Below are 20778 nucleotides of genomic sequence, written 5' to 3'. Positions count from 1 at the left end.
TGTACCGCTATACTCTGCGCTGACTCAGGTGGTAAGTCTGGCATCCGATTTCTCAAACTAAGCTATACTTATCAATACGTTAACGCGTATAGTTAAACAAGAAATGATTGCCTGCCAAGGGAACTTTTACGGGCAGCGGTCGTCATAGTATGTGTACCGACAACTCAGCTTAACGCGAGGCAGGAAAAAATGGCTAATCCAAGAGTGTATGACGTTGATGCGGCATTAGGCGCGGCGGTCAGCACCAACAAGGTCCTGAGAAACACTTACATGCTACTGGGCATGACGCTGTTGTTCAGTGCTATTACCGCAGGCATCTCAATGCTTATGGGCCTTCCTCAAGGCGCTGCACTGATTCTTAGCCTGGTGGGTTTTGGTCTGCTCTTCGTGGTCAACAGAACGGCGGACAGCTCCAAAGGCCTCGTGGCGATTTTCGCCTTTACCGGAGTTATGGGAGCCTCACTGGGGCCAATGCTCAACTTCTACCTGGCGATGCCCGGCGGCCCGGCCCTCGTATTGCAGGCTCTGGCAGGTACAGCCGTCGTATTTTTCGGCTTGTCAGCCTACGCACTCACAACTCGCAAAGACTTCTCTTTCATGGGCGGTTTTTTGATGGTGGGTTTGATCGTCGCTGTTGTCGCAATGATTGCTAACATCTTCCTCGCAATCCCCGCACTGTCACTGACTATTTCTGCGGCTGTGATTATGATCATGTCAGGACTCATCCTGTTTGATACCAGCCGGATCATTAACGGCGGCGAGACCAACTACATTCGTGCGACAGTCAGCTTGTATCTCAACATCTACAATCTGTTCATCCACATTTTGCATTTGTTGACTGCCCTGTCCGGCGACGACTAAGTAAAACGATCGCGACCAAAGCCCCGGCAATGTCCGGGGCTTTTTTTGTGGGTACATTGTTTATACTCCCTGCCCATGCGTTACACCCTTCTCGTACTTAACGGTCCCGACAGCGGGTCCAGCGGACGCCACGCCCTGGAGTTTGCCAAGGCCCTGTATCTTGCCGAACACGAAGTGGCCTGTGTCTTCTTCTATGATGCCGGCGTGCTCACTGCCTTGTCGGGCTGTGAGCCCGTCGCCGATGAAGATGACTTACGTAAGGGCTGGCAGCACTTTGCTCAAACCACTGGGACGCGCTTGCTCGCCTGTGTTGCATCGGCATCGCGCTTCGGCGTTGGTGATGGCCGAACACTCAAAGATCGATGTCTCCCCGAGTTTGCCATCGCAGGACTGGGAGAACTCATTGAGTCATCCAGTGAGTCGGACCGCTTTATGACCTTTGCGGACTAGACGCTAACATGACGACGATAGACTCACAGCGCCGCCCTCTCCTGCTCTTCCAAAGCGCCCCTTACGAGGGCTCTCTGGGCCGCTCCGCGCTGGACGTGGCCCTCAGCTTCGCTGTCTTTGCACAGCAGCCTCAGCTGGTGTTCTGTGGCGATGCTGTTCTGTCTCTCAAAGCCGGACAGAACGCGGAGTCCATCGGCAGAAAGTCAGTGCGCAAGGTTATCGAGTCGCTTCCTCTTTACGATGTCGACACCGTATTTGTAGATCAGCGATCTCTTGAGGCAACGGGGTTCAGTGAGCAGGATCTCCCTGCCTTTGCTATCGCTCTTACCCCAGGTGAACTGCGCAATCTGCTCAATGAGGCCAGCCATGTCATTAGTCTCTGAGGGCACACTGCACTGTATCGCCCGGGATCCAAGCTCTACGTCCGGACAGCGACTTCTGGAACAGTTACAAGCGGGTGATTCGGTGCTTCTTTTGGGCAAGGCGGTAACCCTTGCGGGAACATCGCACCCCGCGGCGCCTGAATGGATCGCTACCGGCGCCTCACTGCATGCTCTGGCAGAGGACCTTCTGGCCTACGCTGTGCAAGATGCTCACCCTGCGGTTACCTCTATAGATTACGCAGGCTGGGTGGCTCTTAGTGAAAGCCTGCGTACACAAACGCTATGGCGATGACGGATACAGCGCTCCCTTCACTCACAGAGGAAGGTTTTCTGGTGAATACCTCTGACTGGACTACCACTATCGCTGAACAATTGGCGCTCAGAGAGTCCATCAGCCTCAGCGAGGCACACTGGGAGATCATTGAGTTGTTGCGCGACTACTACGCGAGCTACGACTCGTCCCCCGCTATGCGCGCCCTGGTAAAGTTCTGCAAAATCCGACTTGGCGACGAGAAAGGCCGCAGTATTTATCTTCTAAAGCTGTTTCCCGGCTCACCGGCGAAGATAGCGAGTAAGATTGCCGGCCTCCCAAAGCCCGCGAACTGTCTTTAACAATGCTGCCCTGGCAAACCGACCCCGAAAACTACGAAACGCTGTTTGCACAAAAGTGTGCGCACGTCGAAGAAGACCTGTTGGCGCTCTCCCCCCCGGTCGCCGACCGCTTCTCATCGCCAGCTGAGTCCTATCGTGTGCGCGCTGAGTTTAGAGTGTGGCACGACGAGGACGATCTCAACTACGTGATGTTTGATCCAGCCGATCCACGCACGCCGGTCGTCATTGAGGACTTTGCTCCAGCGCTTGCTCCCATTCGGGAGCTTATGCCTCGATTGCGGGATTACCTGAAACCGCGACCCGCTCTGCGTAAAAAGCTCTTTCAGGCGGAGTTCATGGCCACTACCACCAACGAACTTTTGGTGACCCTGATCTATCATCGTCCGCTCGATGAGCAGTGGGAACAGGAAGCCTATCAGCTGGCAGCGGAGTTTGGCATTTCCCTTGTAGGGCGTAGTCGCAAACAAAAAAGGGTGATTGGGCAGGACTTTGTAAGCGATCAATTTTGTGTCAATGGCCGTTGGTACCACTATCGCCAATACGAGCAGTCCTTTGTGCAGCCCAATGCACCGGTGAATCAAAAAATGCTGAACTGGGCTTGGGAGCATTCCAGAGAATGTCCCGGCGATTTACTGGAACTCTACTGCGGCAACGGTAACTTCACACTGCCCCTGGCCTCCCAATACCCCAATGTAATCGCCACCGAGCTTGCTAAGAGCGGAACAAAAGCCGCGCTTGAAAACCTCCAAAACAACGGCATCGATAACGTCCAGGTAGTGCGTCTGAGCGCGGAGGAAGTCAGTCAGGCAATGGCCGGTGACCGGGAGTTTCGACGGCTTGCGGCCCTACCCCAGCCGCTGAGTGACTATGAGCTTCGCACGGTATTTGTAGATCCGCCACGAGCAGGTCTTGATTCAGCAACGCTCGAGTGCGTTCGTCAGTTTGATACGATTTTATACGTGTCTTGTAATCCGACCACGCTGAAGCAAAACATCCAGGACTTAAACAATACACACTCAGTGCACAGCTTTGCGCTGTTTGATCAGTTCCCTTACACGCAGCACATAGAAAGCGCAGTACTGTTAAAGCAGCGGTAAATCCGCTTGCGAGTCGTAAGTCATCTGTTCTAAGACAGCAATTGTAAGGCTGTAATTGTAAGTCAGCAGATGTGACTCAGCAGCTGTAAGTAAGTACTAGGACAGCGCGGCTACGCACTTGGTTAGCACGTCATCAACGCGTTCGATATCTATAGCAGCGATCTCCTGATAGGCCAGATCTAGCTCCCGGCAAACCTCTCGCGTGCGAAGTCGTCGCGTCAGCGCGCTTGTGGGAACGTCACGCTCCCAGCACTCGATGTAAAGCCCCAAGGCAGGCACATAGAAGTCAGCAGTAAGCTCTTCTTCTACCGGCAGCCTGCGATCGCGCGCATGAGCAAACTGCGCTTCGTAGAGCCAGTCGCAGACCCTCAGCTGCAACAGGCTGTCTACCGTATGACCGTCAAGGCCACAGCGTAACGCTGGAGGCTCTGGGGGCGCAGCAGCAGATAAGGACTGATCGTCAGTGTGAGCAAAGAGATCCGGTGCCACGGTATCGCTTGCCGTTGCCACCTCGGGTGTCGCTAAGGGAGCCGAAGTCTCAAGGGAGAACCCGTCTCCAAGCAGACGAGTCAACTCCCGGTGCACCACGAGGTTATCGACAATCTCATGAGGCCAGGTGACCAGTAATAGGCCGTTGTCTTCGTCTCGTTCCTGCCTGCCTCCAAAGCGCTCTCCCAGACTAGTAAGCTCCAGGCCGCGACGAGACAACTTGAGCAGCCCCAGCTCGGCGAAATTGCGATTTATCTGTCGCGCTCCAAGGTGCGGATAATAGCGCTGCATACCACCGGGGGTTATACGCTGATTACTCTCAATTGCTGTGAGAAGCGGATGCTCCAACAGGGACTCAGGCCAAACGATATAGGTACCAAAACGCTGACTCTGTAAATAAGCGCCGCCCTGAAGCTCTCCCTTCGCGGTCAACGCCCAACTCTTGCCGCGGCGGTCGATCCATCCGTAGTCGCGCAATGTGACAAACAGTTGCTGTATAGGCAGCTTTAAACGCTTGGCCAGCGCTGAAGTAGACAGTCGACTATCGTCAGCGGCCGTCATTGGCTATGCAGTCGCTGCGTAGCGCGTAGAAAGCGCGTCATAGAGTTGCGCCTCGGCATCAGCAGACCCGGTGTCGATGTCGGCAAGGAGCTCCATGAGATGCTCGTTGTCTTCTCGTCCGTCCCATAGTTTGCGATAGCTGCCATCCTTGTATCCATGATCCTGGCGGAAAAAGTTGAGCACGTTTTTTCCGAGATACTGGCGACACAAACCAGAAAAGTCTAAAGAGGCGGCGCGCAGTAGCGATGCGAACGAGGCAATACAGAACCGCTTTTCTCCCGCGGCGACTGCGGCAAGGGCCTCAGCCGAATCAAGCACAGATAACTCAGTCGCTGGGCTCGGCCAGCTTTCCATAATCTCTGCGGCCAACTGCTCTGCGGTCGAGTCCTGACGAAAGTAAGCAGACATACCAAAGTGCCAGATATCGATGACCTCCAGCTGGACCTGCTCCAGATCCGGATCCTGATGCTTCCACCACTTGTAACCATGATGATCCACTAACTCCGCGCACTCGACCCAGATGGCTCGGTGCCAGGCGAAATTTTGTGAAATCCATTCAGGGTGGACCCGAGTATTCATGCGATCCTGCATGCGCAGCATCGTGGTGAGTGCTTCCTGCATTTACTCTCCCGTTTATTCTATGAGTGCAGATTGTTAACTGAATCTCTCGCGCTGTTCGTCCAGTGCCTTGCGAGCCCAATATTCTCCAGCCGGAACAAGTTCACTGGCTCTATGAAACTCGTGAGACTCGCAAATGTTACAGGGGATATCAATGAGAATATCCGGCGGATTTCCCGCAAGCTGATGACGAGCGATAGTGTCTTGCATCGTGTTAAACATGCCCAACATCACATCGGTAAGCGCCGGCACGACGGTGGCCGAGGCCTGCTGAGGCGGCGAGCGAACGTCGCCCTGCTTCTCCTCACCTATTCCGTTCGAGGACGACCTGTTAGAAACGTCTGAATCGCGTCCAAAAAAACGCTGCAGATTGTCGAGAAAGCCATCGATCGCGGAATGGGGATCCTCCGTCAGCTCTCCATCGTCTCTTTGAGTAGTGACGCCGGAGGTTTGCAGCTCCGTCGCATCAGTATCGCCTGAAGGCTCATTGCCCATGGGATGCAACACCTCTCTTCCACTCAGACTAACCGCAACGGTAATTGTGCTTCCGTCCATGCGCGCCGGCGGAATGGGCAGGGGATTGAGAATGCCTCCATCGACCAACACGCGACCGTGTTTGACCAGCGGGGTAAATACACCGGGAACGGCGATAGAGGCTCTCACCGCTTCTAACAAATCTCCCTGGGAAATCCACACTTCTTTGCGACTTGCGATATCCGCTGCTACTACGGTTAGCGGTACCGGCAACGACTCCATCTGCACGCCTCCAAGCCAATCCTCGAGGCGCTCCATGAGTTTGTCCCCTTTCACCATGCCAGCGCGACCGAGCAAGGAGATATCCAGAAAGCGAAACACGTCCCAGCGCGTCAGTTGACGCACCCACTTATCATACTCGTTCAGATGGCCACTAACCCATAGAGCGCCGACCAGAGCCCCCATAGAACAGCCGGTGATAGATCGGATATGAAAGCCTCGCTCCTCAAGGACTTTTACGACACCAATGTGGGTAAGTCCACGGGCGCCACCGCTCCCCAGTACGAGATTAATTGGAATTGATTTTTCAGACATTGCGCTTTGGACCGCTACTTTGCTCTGCTAGCTGCTGGGCTTAAGCGTGACAGTTATGAGCTTCAAAAGCACGACATTGACGCTTATTGATCACTGCGGCTTCGAAGATCGCTATTCAGCCGCAGTCCCGAGGAAACCATTGGTCAGTGCTCAAGCTATCCAATGGATCGGCTTCGATGACCTCGAAACACAATTTGCCGATCTTTACGAAGGACTGCCATCGTCCTCCGACAAAGGAGGCGCCCGAATCCTCCTGTATGCTGGCGGACGCCGCCGCGCTGTGTCGCTGACCGTGGGCCTCAAGCGATTGTGCGAGATGCGGGTCAAACACCGTGGTAGAACGGCCTGAGCGAGTCATCTTTTGGGGGCTTTCGTCGGTCAGCGGTATTGAAAGATCAAGATCCCGAACATGCCGATTTGCAAGCACCCCCTTGCGGTCCGTGTTTGTTTGATGAGACACAACAGCCCTCTGTGCAGATTCCTCAGTCGCTGGATTGCCCTCCCCGTCATCTTGTATCCCATCAGTATGCCGTTCTTGGCTTACGCCAGGTAAAACCTTCGGCCTCGCCGAGGTCAATCGAATCTCAAGTGACGCTGGAACCATGCTCTCTGTAGGAAAACGCTCAGTCGTCGCCCATCGGTCACGGAAGTAGACCGATAAAAGTGCATGGAGTAGCAGCGACACGAGTAGTGCGAACAACAAGCCCCTAAAGGACTTTGCAGGTCCAATCGTCGGCTCAATGCTCAAATAATTCGCATAACTCACAGGATTTATGACCCGCAACACGACCGAATTGTTCCGGAGCCTTTACGGGAACAACGGCGTGCGCATGGTCTGAAATTGATGGAGCGACAATCGGCAAGATCCCTAACTCTTTCGCATTTAGAGCGATTTAGGTGATACTGCGAGCAGAGACGCTAACTATGGACACCCCAATGCGCCAACTAATACTCAGCCTAAGCATGCTCGCGATCGTAGCAACTGTTTCTGCCTGTTCATCGACCAGCGGCTCTTCTGTCGGCAATAGCAGCGCTGCTGCCAATGCGGTCGCTCAAGCAGATTCCGATGACCCACTCATCTGTGAGAACTATATTCCATCAGGAACGCGTATTGCCCGCAAGGTTTGTATAAGAAAGTCTGAAAAAGACCGCATTCAGGAACAAGCGCAAACAATCACGCAGGAAAATCAGCGGCAATCGGTTTTAGGCAGCCCAATAGGAAATGACTAGATCGGTCTAATCGGGTTACGCGTTTAGGCGCGCTTTACCCAGCAGCACTTCCACCACGTAGCGATTTGCCTGGGTGGTGACGACAAACAAATATGCGGACAGACACACAGTCTAAAAGCATACATCGGCTCCTCCCTGTTACTGCGCTTCGCTGACTGACGCTACCATCACAGTGCAAAGCCGCTACTCTTCAGTCTCCCATCTGTAACTGGCTAGACGCGTCAGGGGGGAAGTGATACGAGCTGAAATTAATTTCAGGAGGGACTCATGAATCTTTCAAACTTGAATGACTACTTGCAGACACTTGCAACAGTCGGAGCAATCATCGGTCTGCTGATGGTCGGCTACCAAGTGAGCGAGTCCAACAGGATAGCGAGTCAGCAAATGGCTTCTAGTGCCTTTAATCTTTGGACACAAGCCGCAATTTCTGAAGTCGAATCCGGTGTACTTAACACTGTAGCCAAATCCCTCACGAATCCTGACGAGCTGACCCTGACCGACAAGCTATAATTAGACGCTTATTACCAAAGCCTTATTTTCCGATACATGCACGACTTCATTACTGCGGAATTCGGTCAAGCTGAGGTTGGCTCAGAGCTCAAAGCAAGCCTCGTTGAGGAGCTCACGCGGGACGCCCCTGAGTTACTCCCCAGCCGTTTTTCACGAGATTGGTTTAAAAGCAACATGGCATGGATACACCCCGAGATCTCAGCAGCACTTGAGGTGGGCCTGCGGGGAGCACCCATCGGCTCCGAATACCTGCCAGCGGAGTAATGAAGTCGCGTAAAAAACTGTGGCTGTGTTTTGCTTTGAGGCCACATCCGACAGTATCTGTTTTAGCACGTCGCTAAAATTTTGAGCCTAGCTTTATTGCTGACGCAAATTAAGCGAAAGCGGCCATCCCTATTCGGCCGCTAACACCTCAAGGTGGTAGTTGGTCGATATAGCCTGCCAATTGCGGGCAGTCTGCATCGTGTGATTCTCAGGGTGCAACGGTACAGGTAGACTGCACTGATCAACGTCGCTTATCAGTGGGCTGGGCGAATGAAAGATCCTAGATCATTAAAAACCATTCTTCTTGAAGTGTTTTCTATCGTACTTGGGGTCATGTTGGCGCTAGGTGTCAGTGAGTGGCAGCAAGAGCGCGAGTATGCCCAACTCGCAGAAACGGCGTTGGCTAATGTTGCCCTGGAGTTAGAGTCCAACTTGGAGGACCTAACCCGGATTCACGAAAACAATGCTGAAACGATTGATCGCGCTGAAGTAGACACTGACGATCAGGGCTCGCCCACTGAAGACCGTCAATAGAATAGAGCTCGACAACGAGGTTTTCATCGAGCAGTTCGGCTCTTTCTTCGGCATGCTGCTGCAAATGGAGGTGGCTTTGTTGGAAGGCTACGAGCAGGCTCTCTCGAATCTCGCAAATGAGTGAGGTAAGCACCAGGTTGATGGGCAGCTCCTAGGCGAAAGCCCAAAAAACACAAAGCCCGTCAGAACGGGCTTTGTGCGGTTTTCGCAAAACTCACTTGCAAAGCGTCAGACTAAAGTTACTTGTCCATCCTTAATGTTGATGCGCCTGCCGTCGAACTTAGTCAAGGTAAAGCCATCAAAGCCAGCCTCATGTAATGTTCGCGACTTGTCCTGTAACAGCGCTATCGCCTGCTGCTCACCAACCGCAAGACCTTGTACGCCATCCTGCCGATAATGCACCCCAGCTGCATCGCGACCAATTGCTATGTTGTTAGCGAGCTTATTCAATTCGCCTCCTACGGTAAGATCGGAAGCGTAATAATCTAAGAGCTGTGAACCGTAGTCGTCTGAAACCACGGCATTCGGAATCACAAAATCCTCCTTAAAGAACGCCTTGAGTACGGTGACGCACGAACCTGCCACAGTGGCATGACCTGCTGGGTAGGACGGATGCGTTGGCGAGCCTTCGGTGTATGCCAACGGCAAGAAGTAAGTGCCTTGCTGGTCGTACAGCTTAGAGAGCGCAGCCGAGTTCAGAATATCGCGATGAAGCTCGTAATCGCGAGTAGATTCTATTTCGAAGTGTACCCGGCCAGCGTAGGCTTCGGGGCGCAGCAAACGATGTACGCGCCACTTTTGAAACCAGGCTCCGCTGAGAGCCAGGTTACCAGCGGTACTGACCAGATCGATGACAAAGGGACCACCGAGGCTGGTAAATGCGCCCTGGTTGTCAGTGGACCCATTGAAGTAGGGGTTGCCGGAGTCAATAGCGTTACCGCCGTACCCAAGGATGATCAAGGCGGCATTAAGATACGCCTGGTAAAGCACGTCGCGATGCACATACTCGGACAGAGCTCGATTGTCATTGATATAACGTTTAGGGCCGAAGGAAAGCAACTCCCCGGGCGCCCCACCACGCTGTACGTTAAGCCAGTTGCTCCCGTCCGTCATGAAGTCGACACCGGCCAAACCCGCCTCGTATTGCTGCACGACGTCAATGGGACCAAAGCTGAAGGGCTGCCAGAGAAACTGACTGATGTAAGGCCCCACCAGGTCGCCCGGCGTCTCTCCGCGAAAAATAGTGCTGGAATCCACGCTACCGCCTACACCGGGAGTCACGGAGAAAACATTGAGATCGTACACTGCGTCCCATAGCAACGAATGATTGTCATATTGACTAAACGGCACATCACGGGTCAGCGCCTGCCAATAGACCTCCCCCATCTCGCCTGCCAGCTCTGCACTTCGAAAACTGTGCGAAGGCGGCATGCGGGTAGCGTGACTGTCCAGTCCGGCGACTTCATACCGGAACGCCCCCTGGGGATTAGCAAGGGTGCGTGCTGCATCTTGGTCAAGCTCAATAGCATCAAAGTCGGCGCGCTCACCCGTACGCATTGCAGTCTGCAATGCTTCAAATGCCTCAGGAACAACTTCGCCATACTCATTACTGGGCAGCGTTTTCGTGAAACTTGCGTAGTAGTGCTCGTCGGCGTATCGCTGCTCGTCGTCATTGTCCAGCTGTGTGCCCAGCCCGCTGGTGTAGGACAGGTGCTGGTCGGCTGCGCTCTCCCGGATGGAGTGAGCTTCGATGGAGCGTCTGTTAGGCCCTCTTTGTTTTCTAACCGAGGAATCTGCATCGCTGCGACTAAAATCGTCTGCCACCGCTGAAAGCGGTGTTAGGACTCCCGCTGCGCCGGTGGTCAAAACCCCTGCGCCTATTTTCAGGAACCCGCGTCGTGAATTCGCTTCTCCTTCGCTATCTGATAAGTTCACCGTCGAACTGTCCGGATCGTTTGTTTTTGTCATTGTCGTTCCTATTATGCGGGGGTAAGGCAGTTAAACATCGATCTGCAAATTAACTACGCCGTTGCCCTACACCTATCGACAGTACGCTCTTTTCGTTACACATAGAAGTTACGGATTTGGGGTTCTCTAAACATAGATGCCAGTGGTTGACACTAAGATAGTAACTGGGTCAATAAGCAGCTCGGCGACAGCAAAGCCCATCGCAATACCTAATAGCAAACTAGCGAGCCATCAGACTGTCTGGATTCGCCTTGGGCGGCGTATTGCAGACAGCAAAGCCCCCGACACTCTAAGGCATGGCAGGCAACATCAAGTGCCGTATCTTTGAGCAAATTGTGCATCGCCGATTTTTCGTAAACCGAGCGAGCAAAAATCTAAACAGAGCTATATCGGTTGGAACTATAAAGAAAGGGTATATATGGTGCCCGAGGCCGGAATCGAACCGGCACGACTGCAATAGTCGGGAGATTTTAAGTCTCCTGTGTCTACCAATTTCACCACCCGGGCGTAGCGCGTCGTGAGGCGCGCGATTTTAGCATGCAGATCGCGCCGACGTGCCACCCTTGGGGCTAATTTTTCCTATCACGGTGCTAGACTCCAATCACTGACCCGCTTGCTGCGAATTCTGTGACGCTTTCTCGCTTTGTGCTGACTTTTACTCTTGCCGTAGTGGTGGCGGTAGCTGCCTTCACGGCGACTATGCGAGCCTCCCCGGAATTTACCCTACGCGTACTGATGAGAGCTACCGAAGCTTTCTCGCCTTACACCCTGGAGCTGGCATCTCCCAGACTGCAGTGGGCACCCTTTGAGTTTCAGGCAGAACTTTTGCTGGTCAATTACAGCAAGGAGCGAGGTCCACCCCTGATCTCTATCCAGCGCGCCAGTCTCGCCATGTCGCTTCGCGAACTGCTGCTGGGGGACATTACCCGAGGTGAGTTTAGCGCTGACAACGTCACCTACTATCTCGATGATGAAAGCAGTGACGCTCCCATTGATATGGAAGCCCTCCTCGCTCCACTCTCTCGGCTGCCAAAGAGCATCGACATAGCATCGGTGCATCTCATATCGCAAAGCGAGACCTTGTGGATCTTCCCACTCTACGACGTGCGGGCGAGCAGAAACCTTGCTGGCAGCATAGACCTCGACGCCGCAGCAAGTGTTGCCAATAGAAGCGTCCTGTTGGATGCCCAGGCAATTTGGAAAACCCGCGGCGACAGTCACCGACTGGAGCTGGACGCTCTGATTTCTGGCCTGGAAGAAGATTCTCAACTGCGCGCTGCTGGTTACGTGGACGCTGTCGCTGCGGACCTGCGCTACGAGCTCCGCGTGGAGGGACGCTATGAACGCGTCAGTGATTTTCTGGGCGCGCTCGATGCCAATGCGTATCCCTTTGCCGGAAACCTCTCGGTGAAAGGAACCCTCAACGGTGATCTCAGCACTTATACCCTGTCCCTGGATGAGATTGGACTGAGCAATAACGACGCTTACGAGTTTACAGCTCACGGACAGATCGAAAAGCTCCAAGCCGATGAAATCAGCTTGAAACTCAGGGCCAAAGGCTCTGCGCAGGAAATGGATGCGCTGGTACCACTGGAGGGTGCTCTCGGCCAAATCCTTTTGCGTAGCGAAGTAGAAATGGATATTGCGGGGTCCCTTGAGGCACCACTGATCCAGCGAGCTGCACTCGTCCTCTACGGATTGGGAGACACCCGACTGAGCCTCACGAGCCAGTCTCAAACACTGCAGCTCTCCGAACTTGGCAGCCTGTCCCCCGAACAAACCGCGCGCGTAAAAGTCGATGGCCGCATAGGCGATCTGGGTGAACTCTTAGTAAGCACAGGATCGCTGGCTAAAGACTTAGCCGACACAACCGGGTTGACCGGAGCGACCGCTACTTTTACCGGGACAGCGCAGGGCAACGCGAATGAGCTCCGTATTGACCTCAATGAGTTGCTAGTAACAAACAGACAGTTCAGCGTTAACGGCAAAAGCCGACTGTTGTGGCGAGAGAATGTTTTTTCAGCTCCGGTCATAGAACTGCAAGTGACAGACAGGCAAGGCCCGGGGACTCTTAGTGCCAGCGGAGCGATAGCCGACCTGCCTCGCGCCCGGGGACTTGCTATAAAGGTAGATCTCGATGAGTTTCTATCCTCAGCCCTACTGGAAACCTTCGATGTCCAGCTGCCCGTAAACCTGGGACCGATAAACGGAGAAGCCCTCTTATTACGCGCCGCGGATACCCTTCGTCTTTCCGAGGTGCATCTCACGGGCGACGTCTTTCCTGGCATCGTTGCCGAGGTGCACGGTACGGCAGACCTGTTTGATGAGGACATCTCCGCCGATCTTGACCTGCGCTTACGCGCACGCGATGAGCGAGCCTGGGACGCCATCAGTCCCCTGGCAAGTGCGCCTCAAAAAGTCCAAGCCCGCATGCGCCTTCGACCCGGCTACCTGACTATGCTCTCGGACATCACCATGGGGAGCACCCACATTCAGGGGGTTTTGAGCGGCGATGTTGACCGCCGAAGGCTAGAGCGCCTGGCCATCGACTTTTACACCCCGACACTTCATTTGAGCGACTTTGTTCTGCGCGACACGGGCCAGGACACTCACGCGATGGATCAAACCACAGACATTCAAAGCTTCAATAGATCACTACCGGAGTTCCCCCTCTCATTAACGCTGCGCAGCGGTACAGTGACAGGCCCCATGACAGAGCTTGCAGACCTGAGCCTGGCTTTGGATGCAGAGCCTGGACGACTCATACTTCGAGAACTGGATACACGCTATGGCGACGGAGAACTCATTGCGCGTGGCAGTATCGATAGCACGGTGACGCCGCCCGCGATCAGCTTCGCTGGACGAGGTATTAGAGTCCCTCTGGGAGCGCTCACCAAAGACCTTGGGCTGCAGCAAACTGTTACCGGCTCTCTTAGCTTTCAGGGGGGGCTTGTAACGCGGGGAACTAACAGTGATGCATGGCGAAGCAATCTTCAGGGCCGCATGTCCACAGCGCTCAGTGATGTCACGGTCAGTGGCGCAGCCTACGACCTGCTCATGAGTAATCTTCTCGCATGGTTGGTAAAAGGCGCTGCCGAAAAGACCACAACCTTCGACTGCAGCATGGCTCAATTTGATATCAAGGGTGGCGTAGCACGCAGCGATAGCCTCTACATTGAAACACCTCGCATGCTGGCGACGGGTAAAGCATCTATCGACCTGCCCCAAAACTCCCTGGATGTACGGATCGAGCCTCGATCAAAATCTCGAGCAATCCAGTTTCCCAGCGCTGTTCGTCTTGGAGGGGATTTAAACAACCCTGAACTTAGCGTTTCTGCACTGCAGGCCAGCGCTGATTTGTCGGCCCAAGCCCTACTGCTCCTCCCCAGCCTGACCCTGAAACTCTTTGGTCTAGACGGTCCGGACGATCTTAATCGCCCCTGCACAACACCGGGATACTGAGCAACTCTGTGCGTTTGCGCCGTGCTACACTCGCTGCCTCCAAGCTAGGAATCTACAACAAAAATGGCGCAGGCTCGGGGCGAGTTTTCTTCACGTTTTGGCTTCATCATGGCGGCTGCAGGCAGTGCCGTAGGTCTGGGAAACATCTGGGGCTTCCCCACTCAGGCTGCCAGCAACGGTGGCGCCGCGTTTCTTATTGTTTATCTTCTATTGGCCTTTGTACTAGCCTATCCGGCACTGATGGCTGAACTGGTTCTTGGGCGTCATGCCCACGCTAACGCTGTTACTGCGCTCAAGGGCACCAGCGACAAAGCAGTATTCCAACACATAGGAGCAACTGCAGGTATTGTCGGATTTATTGTCGCAAGCCTGATTCTAAGTTTTTATGCCATTGTCGCGGGATGGATGATTGCTCATTGTTTAGCTTCACTGGCAGCCCTCTTGGGCGAAGACGGCGCGGCGCAGTGGCTCGTAGGCTTTTCACTGTCGCGCAACGTCATATTCATGATGCTGTTCATGGGGCTCACCATCGCAATCATCTCTGCGGGCGTTCGTGACGGTATTGAACGCTGGTCGAGCCGCCTTATGCCCCTGTTGCTCATCACTCTCTTTACACTGGTAGCGTATGTGCTTACCCTTGACGGCGCGAGCGAGGGACTGCGGGTGTATCTAATGCCGGACTTTGAAAGCGCGCTCTCGCCACAGTTGATCATCAAGGCCCTGGGATCGGCTTTCTTTTCGTTGTCGTTGGGCGTTGGCACCATGCTGATTTACGGCTCTTACATCAGTGACAAAGAGAATCTGCCGGTCGCAGGAGGCATGGTAACGGCCGTCGACATTGGCATTGCCGTACTCGCCGGCTTTCTGGTGTTACCTGCGATGTATGTTGCACTCAACAACGGGGTCGAGATCTTTGCAGCCAACGGCACACTGCTTTCTGAAGACACTTTGATCTTCACAGTGCTTCCCGAACTGTTTTCGAATATGGGGATGGCCGGCGGAGTGGTCTCGCTGACCTTCTTTTTCTTGATGAGCATTGCAGCGCTTACCTCATCGATCTCCATGCTAGAGGTACCGGTGGCCTACACCATAGAGAATCACGGTGTGGGGCGTCTTAAAGCGGTCACAGGCATCGGCTTTGCAATCGCCTTGGTTAGCTTGGTCATTTTGTTGAATTTTGGGACTTTGTTTGGATTGGTGATCGCGTTCACTACGCGGTATAGCCAACCACTCCTGGGCTTTGTGTTCTGTATCTACGTTGGGTGGATATGGCATCGTGACTCAGTCCTGGCTGAACTCAAAAAGGGAGCCCCTGAGATTGCCGAAGGTTGGTTCTGGAAGATTTGGCCCTGGCACTTACGCCTGGTATGCCCCGCAATTATTTTGCTAATTTTTGTGCAGTCCCTGCGCTAAGTATCGAGTCCGTCCGGGAATTCTGAGCCGTAAGATATGCGCCGATTTGTGATTCTGTTTACCGCTATTCTTCTTGGTTTGTTCACTCTGGAACTGCTTGACCCCGTGCAGGCCGCCGTCATTCAACCGTTCACGGGGTGGCTGGCTGATGTCAGCGCAGCAATCATTATTCCCTTTGATGAGCACGTTCGCGCCAGCGGCAGGATTATCAGCCACACCCAGACGGGATTTGCTGTATCCATAGAAGCGGGTTGCAATGGCGTCGAAGCAGCTATCGTTCTCATTGCCGGTGTACTGGCGTTCCCGGCCAGCGCCAAGCGCAAAGCTGTGGCTATTTTGCTGGGTTTTTTGGCGATTCAGGTCATGAACATCGCCCGCATCATTAGTCTGTTCTATTTGGGACAGTGGAACATAGATGCGTTTACGTGGACCCATCTATACCTATGGCCCGTACTCATCATGCTAGATGTCCTGGTGGTGTTCATGCTGTACCTGCGGTACCTCACCCGAAGCGAACCAGCCCCCGCGTGATTATCTTCCTGGAAAAGCGTCCCCTACTGCGCTTTGCCCTCGCGGTGTTCGCACTGTTACCGGCATGTTTTGTCGCATGGCACTTTCTGGGAGCCTTTGTCGCCGCCCCCGCTCTGTTAGTGGTTGAGCCTGTGCTGCTCGGATGGCTTGGAAACACCATTGCCAGCATCAATCTGCAGGGAACGGACATGCTGATCTTGGCGAACTTCGGAGAAGATGGCGGACGCATTATGAGTGCCGCAGCCGCAGGAAATCAGCTGGGGTATACGATCAATACCCGCACGCTCTCCTACTCAATTCCCTTTTTTGCCGCCCTACACTTCGCAACGCCGATGCGCGCGAGCTGGGAGAAGTTTGCCTGGTGTCTTCTGGGACTTTGGGCTCTATTGGCTCTCGGCTTAATCAGCACAGCGCTCAAGGACTTGATGCTGGGCTTGGGCAGCCATTTCATGGACAACGAGGCAGTACCTCCTAGCGACGCTATCGCCCTGCTCTATCAGTTTTCGACTCTCATGGTGCCGCCCCTCGCCCCGGTAATTCTCTGGGCTTACACCGCCAAGGACTCGCCGGCTTTTCTCGGCTTGCTCCCAGAAGCGCTGAGGCCAGCCAAGGCTGAAGACGCAAGAATCTGATTACGCATAAGCCAGGGTTTGCCATTGCAATGGGCATAGTTGGCGCAACTTGCCGTGCATCCTCGGCAGGGTAAGCGGGGAGCATCAGCCGACATCGCGTAACCCCCCTACCGCGGCTGCCTGTCGATTGAGCTCTGCTTTGAACTCGACCCCGCGATCTTCTAAAACTGCTTGCAAGGCCTTCTCCATAAGATGCCGCGCTTGCCCTGTGTAAGCGTAGATGCAGGAATGCACTGCTGCATCGTGCCAGTTATCAATAGAGCAAGAAGCCGAATACTCTTCAAAATTCGCCAGCGCCGTTATGAGATCAGAAATGTGTTTGGGACATTCGCAATCGAGCGTGCTTTTCAGATTGGCCGCGGCTGACAACTCTGCCGCGTTAAACTGCCGCTCTTTGCCGGACATGAGTTCACCCAGATTGGTTTCGCCAACGTGTACTGCCGCTTCAGCAACCCCTCGCGCTATTTCAAAAGCGAGTTGCCCAGAATCCGGGGGAAAGCTCATAACGGCGATTTCGGACTTCTGAAGCTCTTCGAGCCAGTGACTGTTTCCAAAGCGATACGCGACGATTATTCGAGATGCCAGCTTGGATTTTTGAAGCTCCTGCAACCGTGCAACCTGCGCACTTCCCAGAGAACCGCATTCAACCACTAACACATCGGTGTGCTCCAAGGCTTCAAAAGCCCCAACGCTAATCTCTGCAAGCTCGGTACGCGCCAGATGGGCATTCACATTACTCACGCACCCCTGGTGTTTGTCCAACCAGTCGCATAGAGCAACGCCGACGAAGACCGCTCGTGGCTTGATTGCGGCATCGTCATTGCGTGCCCGCACGCCGCGCTGGCGCAGTAACAGCTCCAGCGTCTTCCGCTCCGACTTGGCTATCTCGCCTATCCGTGCACCATCACCCACCAGAGACGCTATGAGCTGTAGATGCTCAAGATCAGACTGGGTGTACTGGCGACGCCCCGTCGCTGACTTATGACTGGCGCCTAAACCGTAACGGCGCTCCCAGACTCGGAGCGTGTCGGGCTTCAGCCCTGTGAGGCGGGCTACGGTGCCGATACCATAGAGTGGACGGGGTTCAAACAGCGCTGCGTTCATAGGGCGATCTCGATAGAATTCAGGGTAGTTACGCGACAAAAGCTGTACTAGATCTCAGCAGGCAGCCCCTGTGTCTATTTTTTGTCGCAGAGATACCCGGACAATTCGCATTTAGAGGTATCCAAACCGCGACAAGCTGCCGTATACCTAGAGATCAAGTCATCGAGGTATACCCATTGCAATCGCTTGCTGTAGAAACTGAAGACCGGGATTTGGAGCGTTTGTTCTCCGAGGCGCGGCGGTATCCGCTGCTCACCGCAGATCAGGAAAAGACCATTGATGGTGATAAATGGTCGGCCGTGAACGCAATACAAAAGCTGCTGACACATAGCTCGGTATCCCGACACTACCTGCGCACCTGGAGCAGCAACACCGCTCTCACCCCGCTGGATATCGCCTACTTCTCAAATCGGGAGCACCACTTCATCCTTCGCCGGGAATTAGCCAGCTACATGGCTGACGGTAAACAGGCGGATCGCATGGAAGCGTTCCACACGGCACTGCAAAAAAACCGAACAACGCGCACCCTGGATCAGCGGATGAGTGATCTCGAGTTACCGGCCAGTCTGGTGGTTGGCATTGCGACCGTCGTCTTACGAATAGATGGCGTGGTTCTTCAAGACAGCGTTGCGGACGCGCTTCAGCAGTGGGGAACCTTCTGGACACATACGGACAAGCGGCCCAAAGAGTCTCTTAGTGCGCCATTGCGCGATGAGCTCATAGAGTGCCTAGAGCGCTACTCTGATGCCCGAGATACGCTGACTATGCACAACTTGCGTCTTGTTTACTCCATTGCGGGCCGCTATCGAGGAAAAGGAGTGAATTACCTGGATCTCATTCAGGAAGGTACCCTGGGTCTGATTCGTGCCGCTGAGAAATACGATCACAGCAAGGGATTTAGGTTCAGTACCTACTGCTTCAACTGGATCACCCAGGCCATCCGACGGCACGTGGGTGACACGGGTGGGTTGATTCGCTATCCCACTCACGTCCAGGAGCAGGTCAATAAACTCTATCGTCTGCGCATTACAGAAAAGCAGCGCACGGGAGAAGAGCCCGGTGATGCCGCTCTGGCAAACGCTGCGGGCTTGAGCCTTGAGAAAACGCGTGACCTGCTGCAACTTCGCAATCTCGGCGTATCACTGGATGCTCCGCAATACGACGATGATGACGGTACCCTACTGGATACTATCAGCGGTGGTCCCTTTGGGGCGTCAGAGGCAGAAGCAGAAACCGAATCCCTCCACGACCGACTGATTTTAGAAATGCAGGGACTGGATCAAGCAGAGCGTGAGGTCGTCATCGCACGCTGGGGTCTTCACGACGGCCCGCCTCTATCCAGAGCAGAGATCGCTGACCGTATGTCCGTAAGCCGAGAGTGGGTTCGCCAGCTGGAGCGTGCGGCACTAAAGAAGCTGAGCGGTAACGAGCGTATACGCGCTGCGTTTTCGGACTACATCGACGCAGCCAACTGACAAGCCAATTCCCTGGGGGATTGGCTAACAGACCTCGCTGTTATGACTCTATTGCTTCAAGTGCTGCATTTAGGGTGGGAAGTGCAAAGCTAAAGCCCGAGACCTCTAAGCTGGCGGGTAAAACTCTCTGTCCGCTGACGAGCAGTTCGTCGGCCATTTCACCCACCATGGCTCGCATCACAAATCCGGGCATGGGCAGCGCGAGCAGCGTTCGATGAACCATTCGCATCGCGTCGCAAAATCCTCGACTGGTGGTCGGGTTCGGCGCCGTGACGTTCAGCGGGCCCATGATCTCGGCGTTGTCCAAGGCGTAACAAAACGCCGAGACCACATCATCGCGGTGTATCCAACTAAGCCACTGTCGGCCATCGCCAATCCAGTTCGCCAATCCCATTTTGAATGGCTGAGCCATTTGGGGATAAGCCCCGCCCCCGGCGTCCAGGACAACGCCTAGCCGCATAAGGCACAGCCTTGCATCACCGGCGGCCTCTGCAGCTGCGGCCTCCCAATCCCGACAAAGCTGCGCGGAAAAGCCCTCTCCAGCCGTTGAGGACTCATTGAGCTCCTCGTCGCCGCGAGAGCCGTAATAGCCGATAGCACTGGCATTGAGCCAAACGGAAGGGGCATCTCCTGACTTGCGAAAGTATTCTCCCAACTCTCGGGTCAACTCCAGACGACTACCAACGATTTCTTTTTTGTACGCGACACTCCAACGTTTTGCCGCCAGGGAAGCACCGGCCAGGTTTATAACTGCGTCGATGCTTTCGGTGATGGCATCCAGCGTTTGAACATACTCGACCTTCGCTGATTCAGCCGGCGCAGGCCGACGGCTAAGTACGCAAACGGTGTACCCTTTCTCCAGCAGTGCAGGAACCAGGGCCTCACCAATAAACCCGGTACCACCCGTAAGCAAAACACGCATAACAACATTCCTTAGATAAACTCATGATACTTACCCCTCCAGCGCCCATTTAGATCAAAAACTGGACAGGCAATCCGCACAGCTTCAACTCCACGTATCATGTCTGTATGAGCACCCTTCCACTACCTCGAGCAGACCAGAACTTTGTCATCGCGCTGTTGAACGCCTTGCCGGCACTCGTGATAACCGGCGCGGGGATCAGTGTTGCCACGGGTATTCCCACCTACCGTGACCGCAAAGGCACTTGGTTGCGCAGCGCGCCGATCACCCATCAGCAATTTCTCGGGGACTCACGCCAAAGGCAGCGTTACTGGGGACGATCCCTGCTGGGCTGGCCCGCGGTGCGCGATGCCAGACCCACCTCTGGACATAGGCTTTTGGCGAAACTGGAGCGTGAAGGCCTCATCACCCATATCGTCACACAGAACGTCGATCGCCTACATCAGCGCGCCGGTAGCAGCAAAGTTACGGATCTACATGGCCGTCTCGATCGCGTCATCTGTTTGGGATGCAAGACCCTGGTGAGCCGCGATCTTCTGCAGGCTGATTTAGAGCGACTCAACCCTGGCATTAATCACGGCACGGTGTCAGCGA

At 54.4% G+C, this 20778-nt stretch carries 23 protein-coding genes and 1 tRNA gene; 16 read left to right on the top strand and 8 right to left on the bottom strand.

The window, feature by feature from the left end; genetic code table 11:
- Positions 1–189 precede the first annotated feature (189 nt).
- From ACTG39_RS09570 to trmA, 6 genes are all read left to right on the top strand, one after another.
- Entirely contained in the window at positions 190–861 is a 672-nt protein-coding gene (locus tag ACTG39_RS09570) for a Bax inhibitor-1/YccA family protein (protein ID WP_439107323.1), read from the top strand.
- Between the two features lie 75 nt (positions 862–936).
- A complete protein-coding gene (gene tusD, locus ACTG39_RS09565) occupies positions 937–1311 on the top strand; it encodes a sulfurtransferase complex subunit TusD (RefSeq protein ID WP_439107322.1) in 375 nt (124 codons plus the stop codon).
- 8 nt (positions 1312–1319) lie between these two features.
- Positions 1320–1694 carry a DsrE family protein gene (locus ACTG39_RS09560; protein ID WP_439107321.1) on the top strand — a complete coding sequence of 125 codons (375 nt, stop codon included), beginning with the start codon at positions 1320–1322 and terminating at the stop codon, positions 1692–1694.
- The gene (gene tusB / locus ACTG39_RS09555) at positions 1678–1986 is read left to right on the top strand and encodes a sulfurtransferase complex subunit TusB (protein ID WP_439107320.1); all 309 of its coding nucleotides are present in this window, start codon (positions 1678–1680) and stop codon (positions 1984–1986) included. The genes ACTG39_RS09560 and tusB overlap by 17 nt, the downstream gene beginning before the upstream one ends.
- Positions 1983–2306: a TusE/DsrC/DsvC family sulfur relay protein gene (locus ACTG39_RS09550; RefSeq protein ID WP_439107319.1), complete on the top strand. Its 324-nt coding sequence runs from the start codon at positions 1983–1985 to the stop codon at positions 2304–2306. Before tusB ends, ACTG39_RS09550 begins: the two co-directional genes overlap by 4 nt.
- A 2-nt stretch (positions 2307–2308) precedes the next feature.
- A complete protein-coding gene (trmA, locus tag ACTG39_RS09545; RefSeq protein ID WP_439107318.1) occupies positions 2309–3403 on the top strand; it encodes a tRNA (uridine(54)-C5)-methyltransferase TrmA in 1095 nt (364 codons plus the stop codon).
- 96 nt (positions 3404–3499) lie between these two features.
- On the opposite strand, the gene ACTG39_RS09540 is transcribed toward trmA, so the two are convergent.
- The 4 genes from ACTG39_RS09540 to ACTG39_RS09525 form a co-directional block, all read right to left on the bottom strand.
- Positions 3500–4453 (bottom strand): hypothetical protein, encoded by a 954-nt coding sequence (locus ACTG39_RS09540; protein ID WP_439107317.1) that lies wholly within the window; start codon positions 4451–4453, stop codon positions 3500–3502.
- Positions 4454–4456: 3 nt separating this feature from the next.
- Complete coding sequence (locus ACTG39_RS09535; RefSeq protein WP_439107316.1) at positions 4457–5074, bottom strand: dUTP diphosphatase; 618 nt, start codon at positions 5072–5074, stop codon at positions 4457–4459.
- A gap of 33 nt (positions 5075–5107) precedes the next feature.
- On the bottom strand, positions 5108–6139 hold the full coding sequence (locus ACTG39_RS09530) for a patatin-like phospholipase family protein (RefSeq protein WP_439107315.1): 1032 nt from the start codon (positions 6137–6139) through the stop codon (positions 5108–5110).
- A 115-nt stretch (positions 6140–6254) separates the two neighbouring features.
- Positions 6255–6926, bottom strand: a complete 672-nt coding sequence (locus ACTG39_RS09525) for a hypothetical protein (protein ID WP_439107314.1) — start codon at positions 6924–6926, stop codon at positions 6255–6257.
- A gap of 137 nt (positions 6927–7063) precedes the next feature.
- Between ACTG39_RS09525 and ACTG39_RS09520 the strand changes: the two genes are divergently transcribed.
- The 4 genes from ACTG39_RS09520 (at position 7064) to ACTG39_RS09505 (ending at position 8677) form a co-directional block, all read left to right on the top strand.
- Positions 7064–7369 (top strand): hypothetical protein, encoded by a 306-nt coding sequence (locus ACTG39_RS09520; protein ID WP_439107313.1) that lies wholly within the window; start codon positions 7064–7066, stop codon positions 7367–7369.
- A 267-nt stretch (positions 7370–7636) separates the two neighbouring features.
- Complete coding sequence (locus ACTG39_RS09515; RefSeq protein WP_439107312.1) at positions 7637–7879, top strand: hypothetical protein; 243 nt, start codon at positions 7637–7639, stop codon at positions 7877–7879.
- A 36-nt stretch (positions 7880–7915) separates the two neighbouring features.
- Positions 7916–8143, top strand: coding sequence for a hypothetical protein (locus ACTG39_RS09510; protein WP_439107311.1), 228 nt, complete (start codon positions 7916–7918; stop codon positions 8141–8143).
- A 270-nt stretch (positions 8144–8413) separates the two neighbouring features.
- A complete protein-coding gene (locus tag ACTG39_RS09505; protein WP_439107310.1) occupies positions 8414–8677 on the top strand; it encodes a hypothetical protein in 264 nt (87 codons plus the stop codon).
- Between the two features lie 228 nt (positions 8678–8905).
- On the opposite strand, the gene ACTG39_RS09500 is transcribed toward ACTG39_RS09505, so the two are convergent.
- Both ACTG39_RS09500 and ACTG39_RS09495 read right to left on the bottom strand, forming a co-directional pair.
- Positions 8906–10645, bottom strand: a complete 1740-nt coding sequence (locus tag ACTG39_RS09500; protein ID WP_439107309.1) for a vanadium-dependent haloperoxidase — start codon at positions 10643–10645, stop codon at positions 8906–8908.
- 419 nt (positions 10646–11064) lie between these two features.
- Positions 11065–11152: transfer RNA gene (locus ACTG39_RS09495), tRNA-Leu, on the bottom strand.
- Between the two features lie 120 nt (positions 11153–11272).
- Here ACTG39_RS09495 and ACTG39_RS09490 point away from each other — a divergent pair.
- The 4 genes from ACTG39_RS09490 (at position 11273) to ACTG39_RS09475 (ending at position 16683) form a co-directional block, all read left to right on the top strand.
- Positions 11273–14107 carry an AsmA family protein gene (locus ACTG39_RS09490; RefSeq protein WP_439107308.1) on the top strand — a complete coding sequence of 945 codons (2835 nt, stop codon included), beginning with the start codon at positions 11273–11275 and terminating at the stop codon, positions 14105–14107.
- 63 nt (positions 14108–14170) lie between these two features.
- Positions 14171–15520, top strand: coding sequence for a sodium-dependent transporter (locus ACTG39_RS09485; RefSeq protein ID WP_439107307.1), 1350 nt, complete (start codon positions 14171–14173; stop codon positions 15518–15520).
- Between the two features lie 36 nt (positions 15521–15556).
- On the top strand, positions 15557–16051 hold the full coding sequence (xrtH, locus tag ACTG39_RS09480; protein ID WP_439107306.1) for an exosortase H: 495 nt from the start codon (positions 15557–15559) through the stop codon (positions 16049–16051).
- Positions 16048–16683 carry an exosortase H-associated membrane protein gene (locus ACTG39_RS09475; protein WP_439107305.1) on the top strand — a complete coding sequence of 212 codons (636 nt, stop codon included), beginning with the start codon at positions 16048–16050 and terminating at the stop codon, positions 16681–16683. The genes xrtH and ACTG39_RS09475 overlap by 4 nt, the downstream gene beginning before the upstream one ends.
- Before the next feature lie 84 nt (positions 16684–16767).
- Here ACTG39_RS09475 and ACTG39_RS09470 read toward each other — a convergent pair whose 3' ends face one another.
- A complete protein-coding gene (locus tag ACTG39_RS09470; RefSeq protein WP_439107304.1) occupies positions 16768–17787 on the bottom strand; it encodes a MerR family transcriptional regulator in 1020 nt (339 codons plus the stop codon).
- 176 nt (positions 17788–17963) lie between these two features.
- Here ACTG39_RS09470 and ACTG39_RS09465 point away from each other — a divergent pair, with 176 nt between their 5' ends.
- On the top strand, positions 17964–19262 hold the full coding sequence (locus ACTG39_RS09465; protein WP_439107303.1) for a sigma-70 family RNA polymerase sigma factor: 1299 nt from the start codon (positions 17964–17966) through the stop codon (positions 19260–19262).
- Between the two features lie 40 nt (positions 19263–19302).
- On the opposite strand, the gene ACTG39_RS09460 is transcribed toward ACTG39_RS09465, so the two are convergent.
- A complete protein-coding gene (locus tag ACTG39_RS09460; RefSeq protein WP_439107302.1) occupies positions 19303–20184 on the bottom strand; it encodes a TIGR01777 family oxidoreductase in 882 nt (293 codons plus the stop codon).
- A gap of 107 nt (positions 20185–20291) precedes the next feature.
- Between ACTG39_RS09460 and ACTG39_RS09455 the strand changes: the two genes are divergently transcribed.
- On the top strand, positions 20292–20778 hold a 487-nt coding region (locus ACTG39_RS09455; protein ID WP_439107301.1), incomplete at its 3' end, for a Sir2 family NAD-dependent protein deacetylase.

It is taken from the genome of Congregibacter sp., from assembly GCF_965662665.1.
In the GTDB taxonomy this organism is placed as follows: domain Bacteria; phylum Pseudomonadota; class Gammaproteobacteria; order Pseudomonadales; family Halieaceae; genus Congregibacter.
The sequence above is the reverse complement of the archived record's forward strand: the minus strand, read 5'-3'. Positions and strand labels throughout refer to the sequence as shown.

Coding starts and splice junctions, on each gene's coding strand:
- ACTG39_RS09570 (WP_439107323.1), top strand. CDS start 190: ATGGCTAATCCAAGAGTGTATGACGTTGATGCGGCATTAGGCGCGGCG.
- tusD (WP_439107322.1), top strand. CDS start 937: ATGCGTTACACCCTTCTCGTACTTAACGGTCCCGACAGCGGGTCCAGC.
- ACTG39_RS09560 (WP_439107321.1), top strand. CDS start 1,320: ATGACGACGATAGACTCACAGCGCCGCCCTCTCCTGCTCTTCCAAAGC.
- tusB (WP_439107320.1), top strand. CDS start 1,678: ATGTCATTAGTCTCTGAGGGCACACTGCACTGTATCGCCCGGGATCCA.
- ACTG39_RS09550 (WP_439107319.1), top strand. CDS start 1,983: ATGACGGATACAGCGCTCCCTTCACTCACAGAGGAAGGTTTTCTGGTG.
- trmA (WP_439107318.1), top strand. CDS start 2,309: ATGCTGCCCTGGCAAACCGACCCCGAAAACTACGAAACGCTGTTTGCA.
- ACTG39_RS09540 (WP_439107317.1), bottom strand. CDS start 4,453: ATGACGGCCGCTGACGATAGTCGACTGTCTACTTCAGCGCTGGCCAAG.
- ACTG39_RS09535 (WP_439107316.1), bottom strand. CDS start 5,074: ATGCAGGAAGCACTCACCACGATGCTGCGCATGCAGGATCGCATGAAT.
- ACTG39_RS09530 (WP_439107315.1), bottom strand. CDS start 6,139: ATGTCTGAAAAATCAATTCCAATTAATCTCGTACTGGGGAGCGGTGGC.
- ACTG39_RS09520 (WP_439107313.1), top strand. CDS start 7,064: ATGGACACCCCAATGCGCCAACTAATACTCAGCCTAAGCATGCTCGCG.
- ACTG39_RS09515 (WP_439107312.1), top strand. CDS start 7,637: ATGAATCTTTCAAACTTGAATGACTACTTGCAGACACTTGCAACAGTC.
- ACTG39_RS09510 (WP_439107311.1), top strand. CDS start 7,916: ATGCACGACTTCATTACTGCGGAATTCGGTCAAGCTGAGGTTGGCTCA.
- ACTG39_RS09505 (WP_439107310.1), top strand. CDS start 8,414: ATGAAAGATCCTAGATCATTAAAAACCATTCTTCTTGAAGTGTTTTCT.
- ACTG39_RS09500 (WP_439107309.1), bottom strand. CDS start 10,645: ATGACAAAAACAAACGATCCGGACAGTTCGACGGTGAACTTATCAGAT.
- ACTG39_RS09485 (WP_439107307.1), top strand. CDS start 14,171: ATGGCGCAGGCTCGGGGCGAGTTTTCTTCACGTTTTGGCTTCATCATG.
- xrtH (WP_439107306.1), top strand. CDS start 15,557: ATGCGCCGATTTGTGATTCTGTTTACCGCTATTCTTCTTGGTTTGTTC.
- ACTG39_RS09470 (WP_439107304.1), bottom strand. CDS start 17,787: ATGAACGCAGCGCTGTTTGAACCCCGTCCACTCTATGGTATCGGCACC.
- ACTG39_RS09460 (WP_439107302.1), bottom strand. CDS start 20,184: ATGCGTGTTTTGCTTACGGGTGGTACCGGGTTTATTGGTGAGGCCCTG.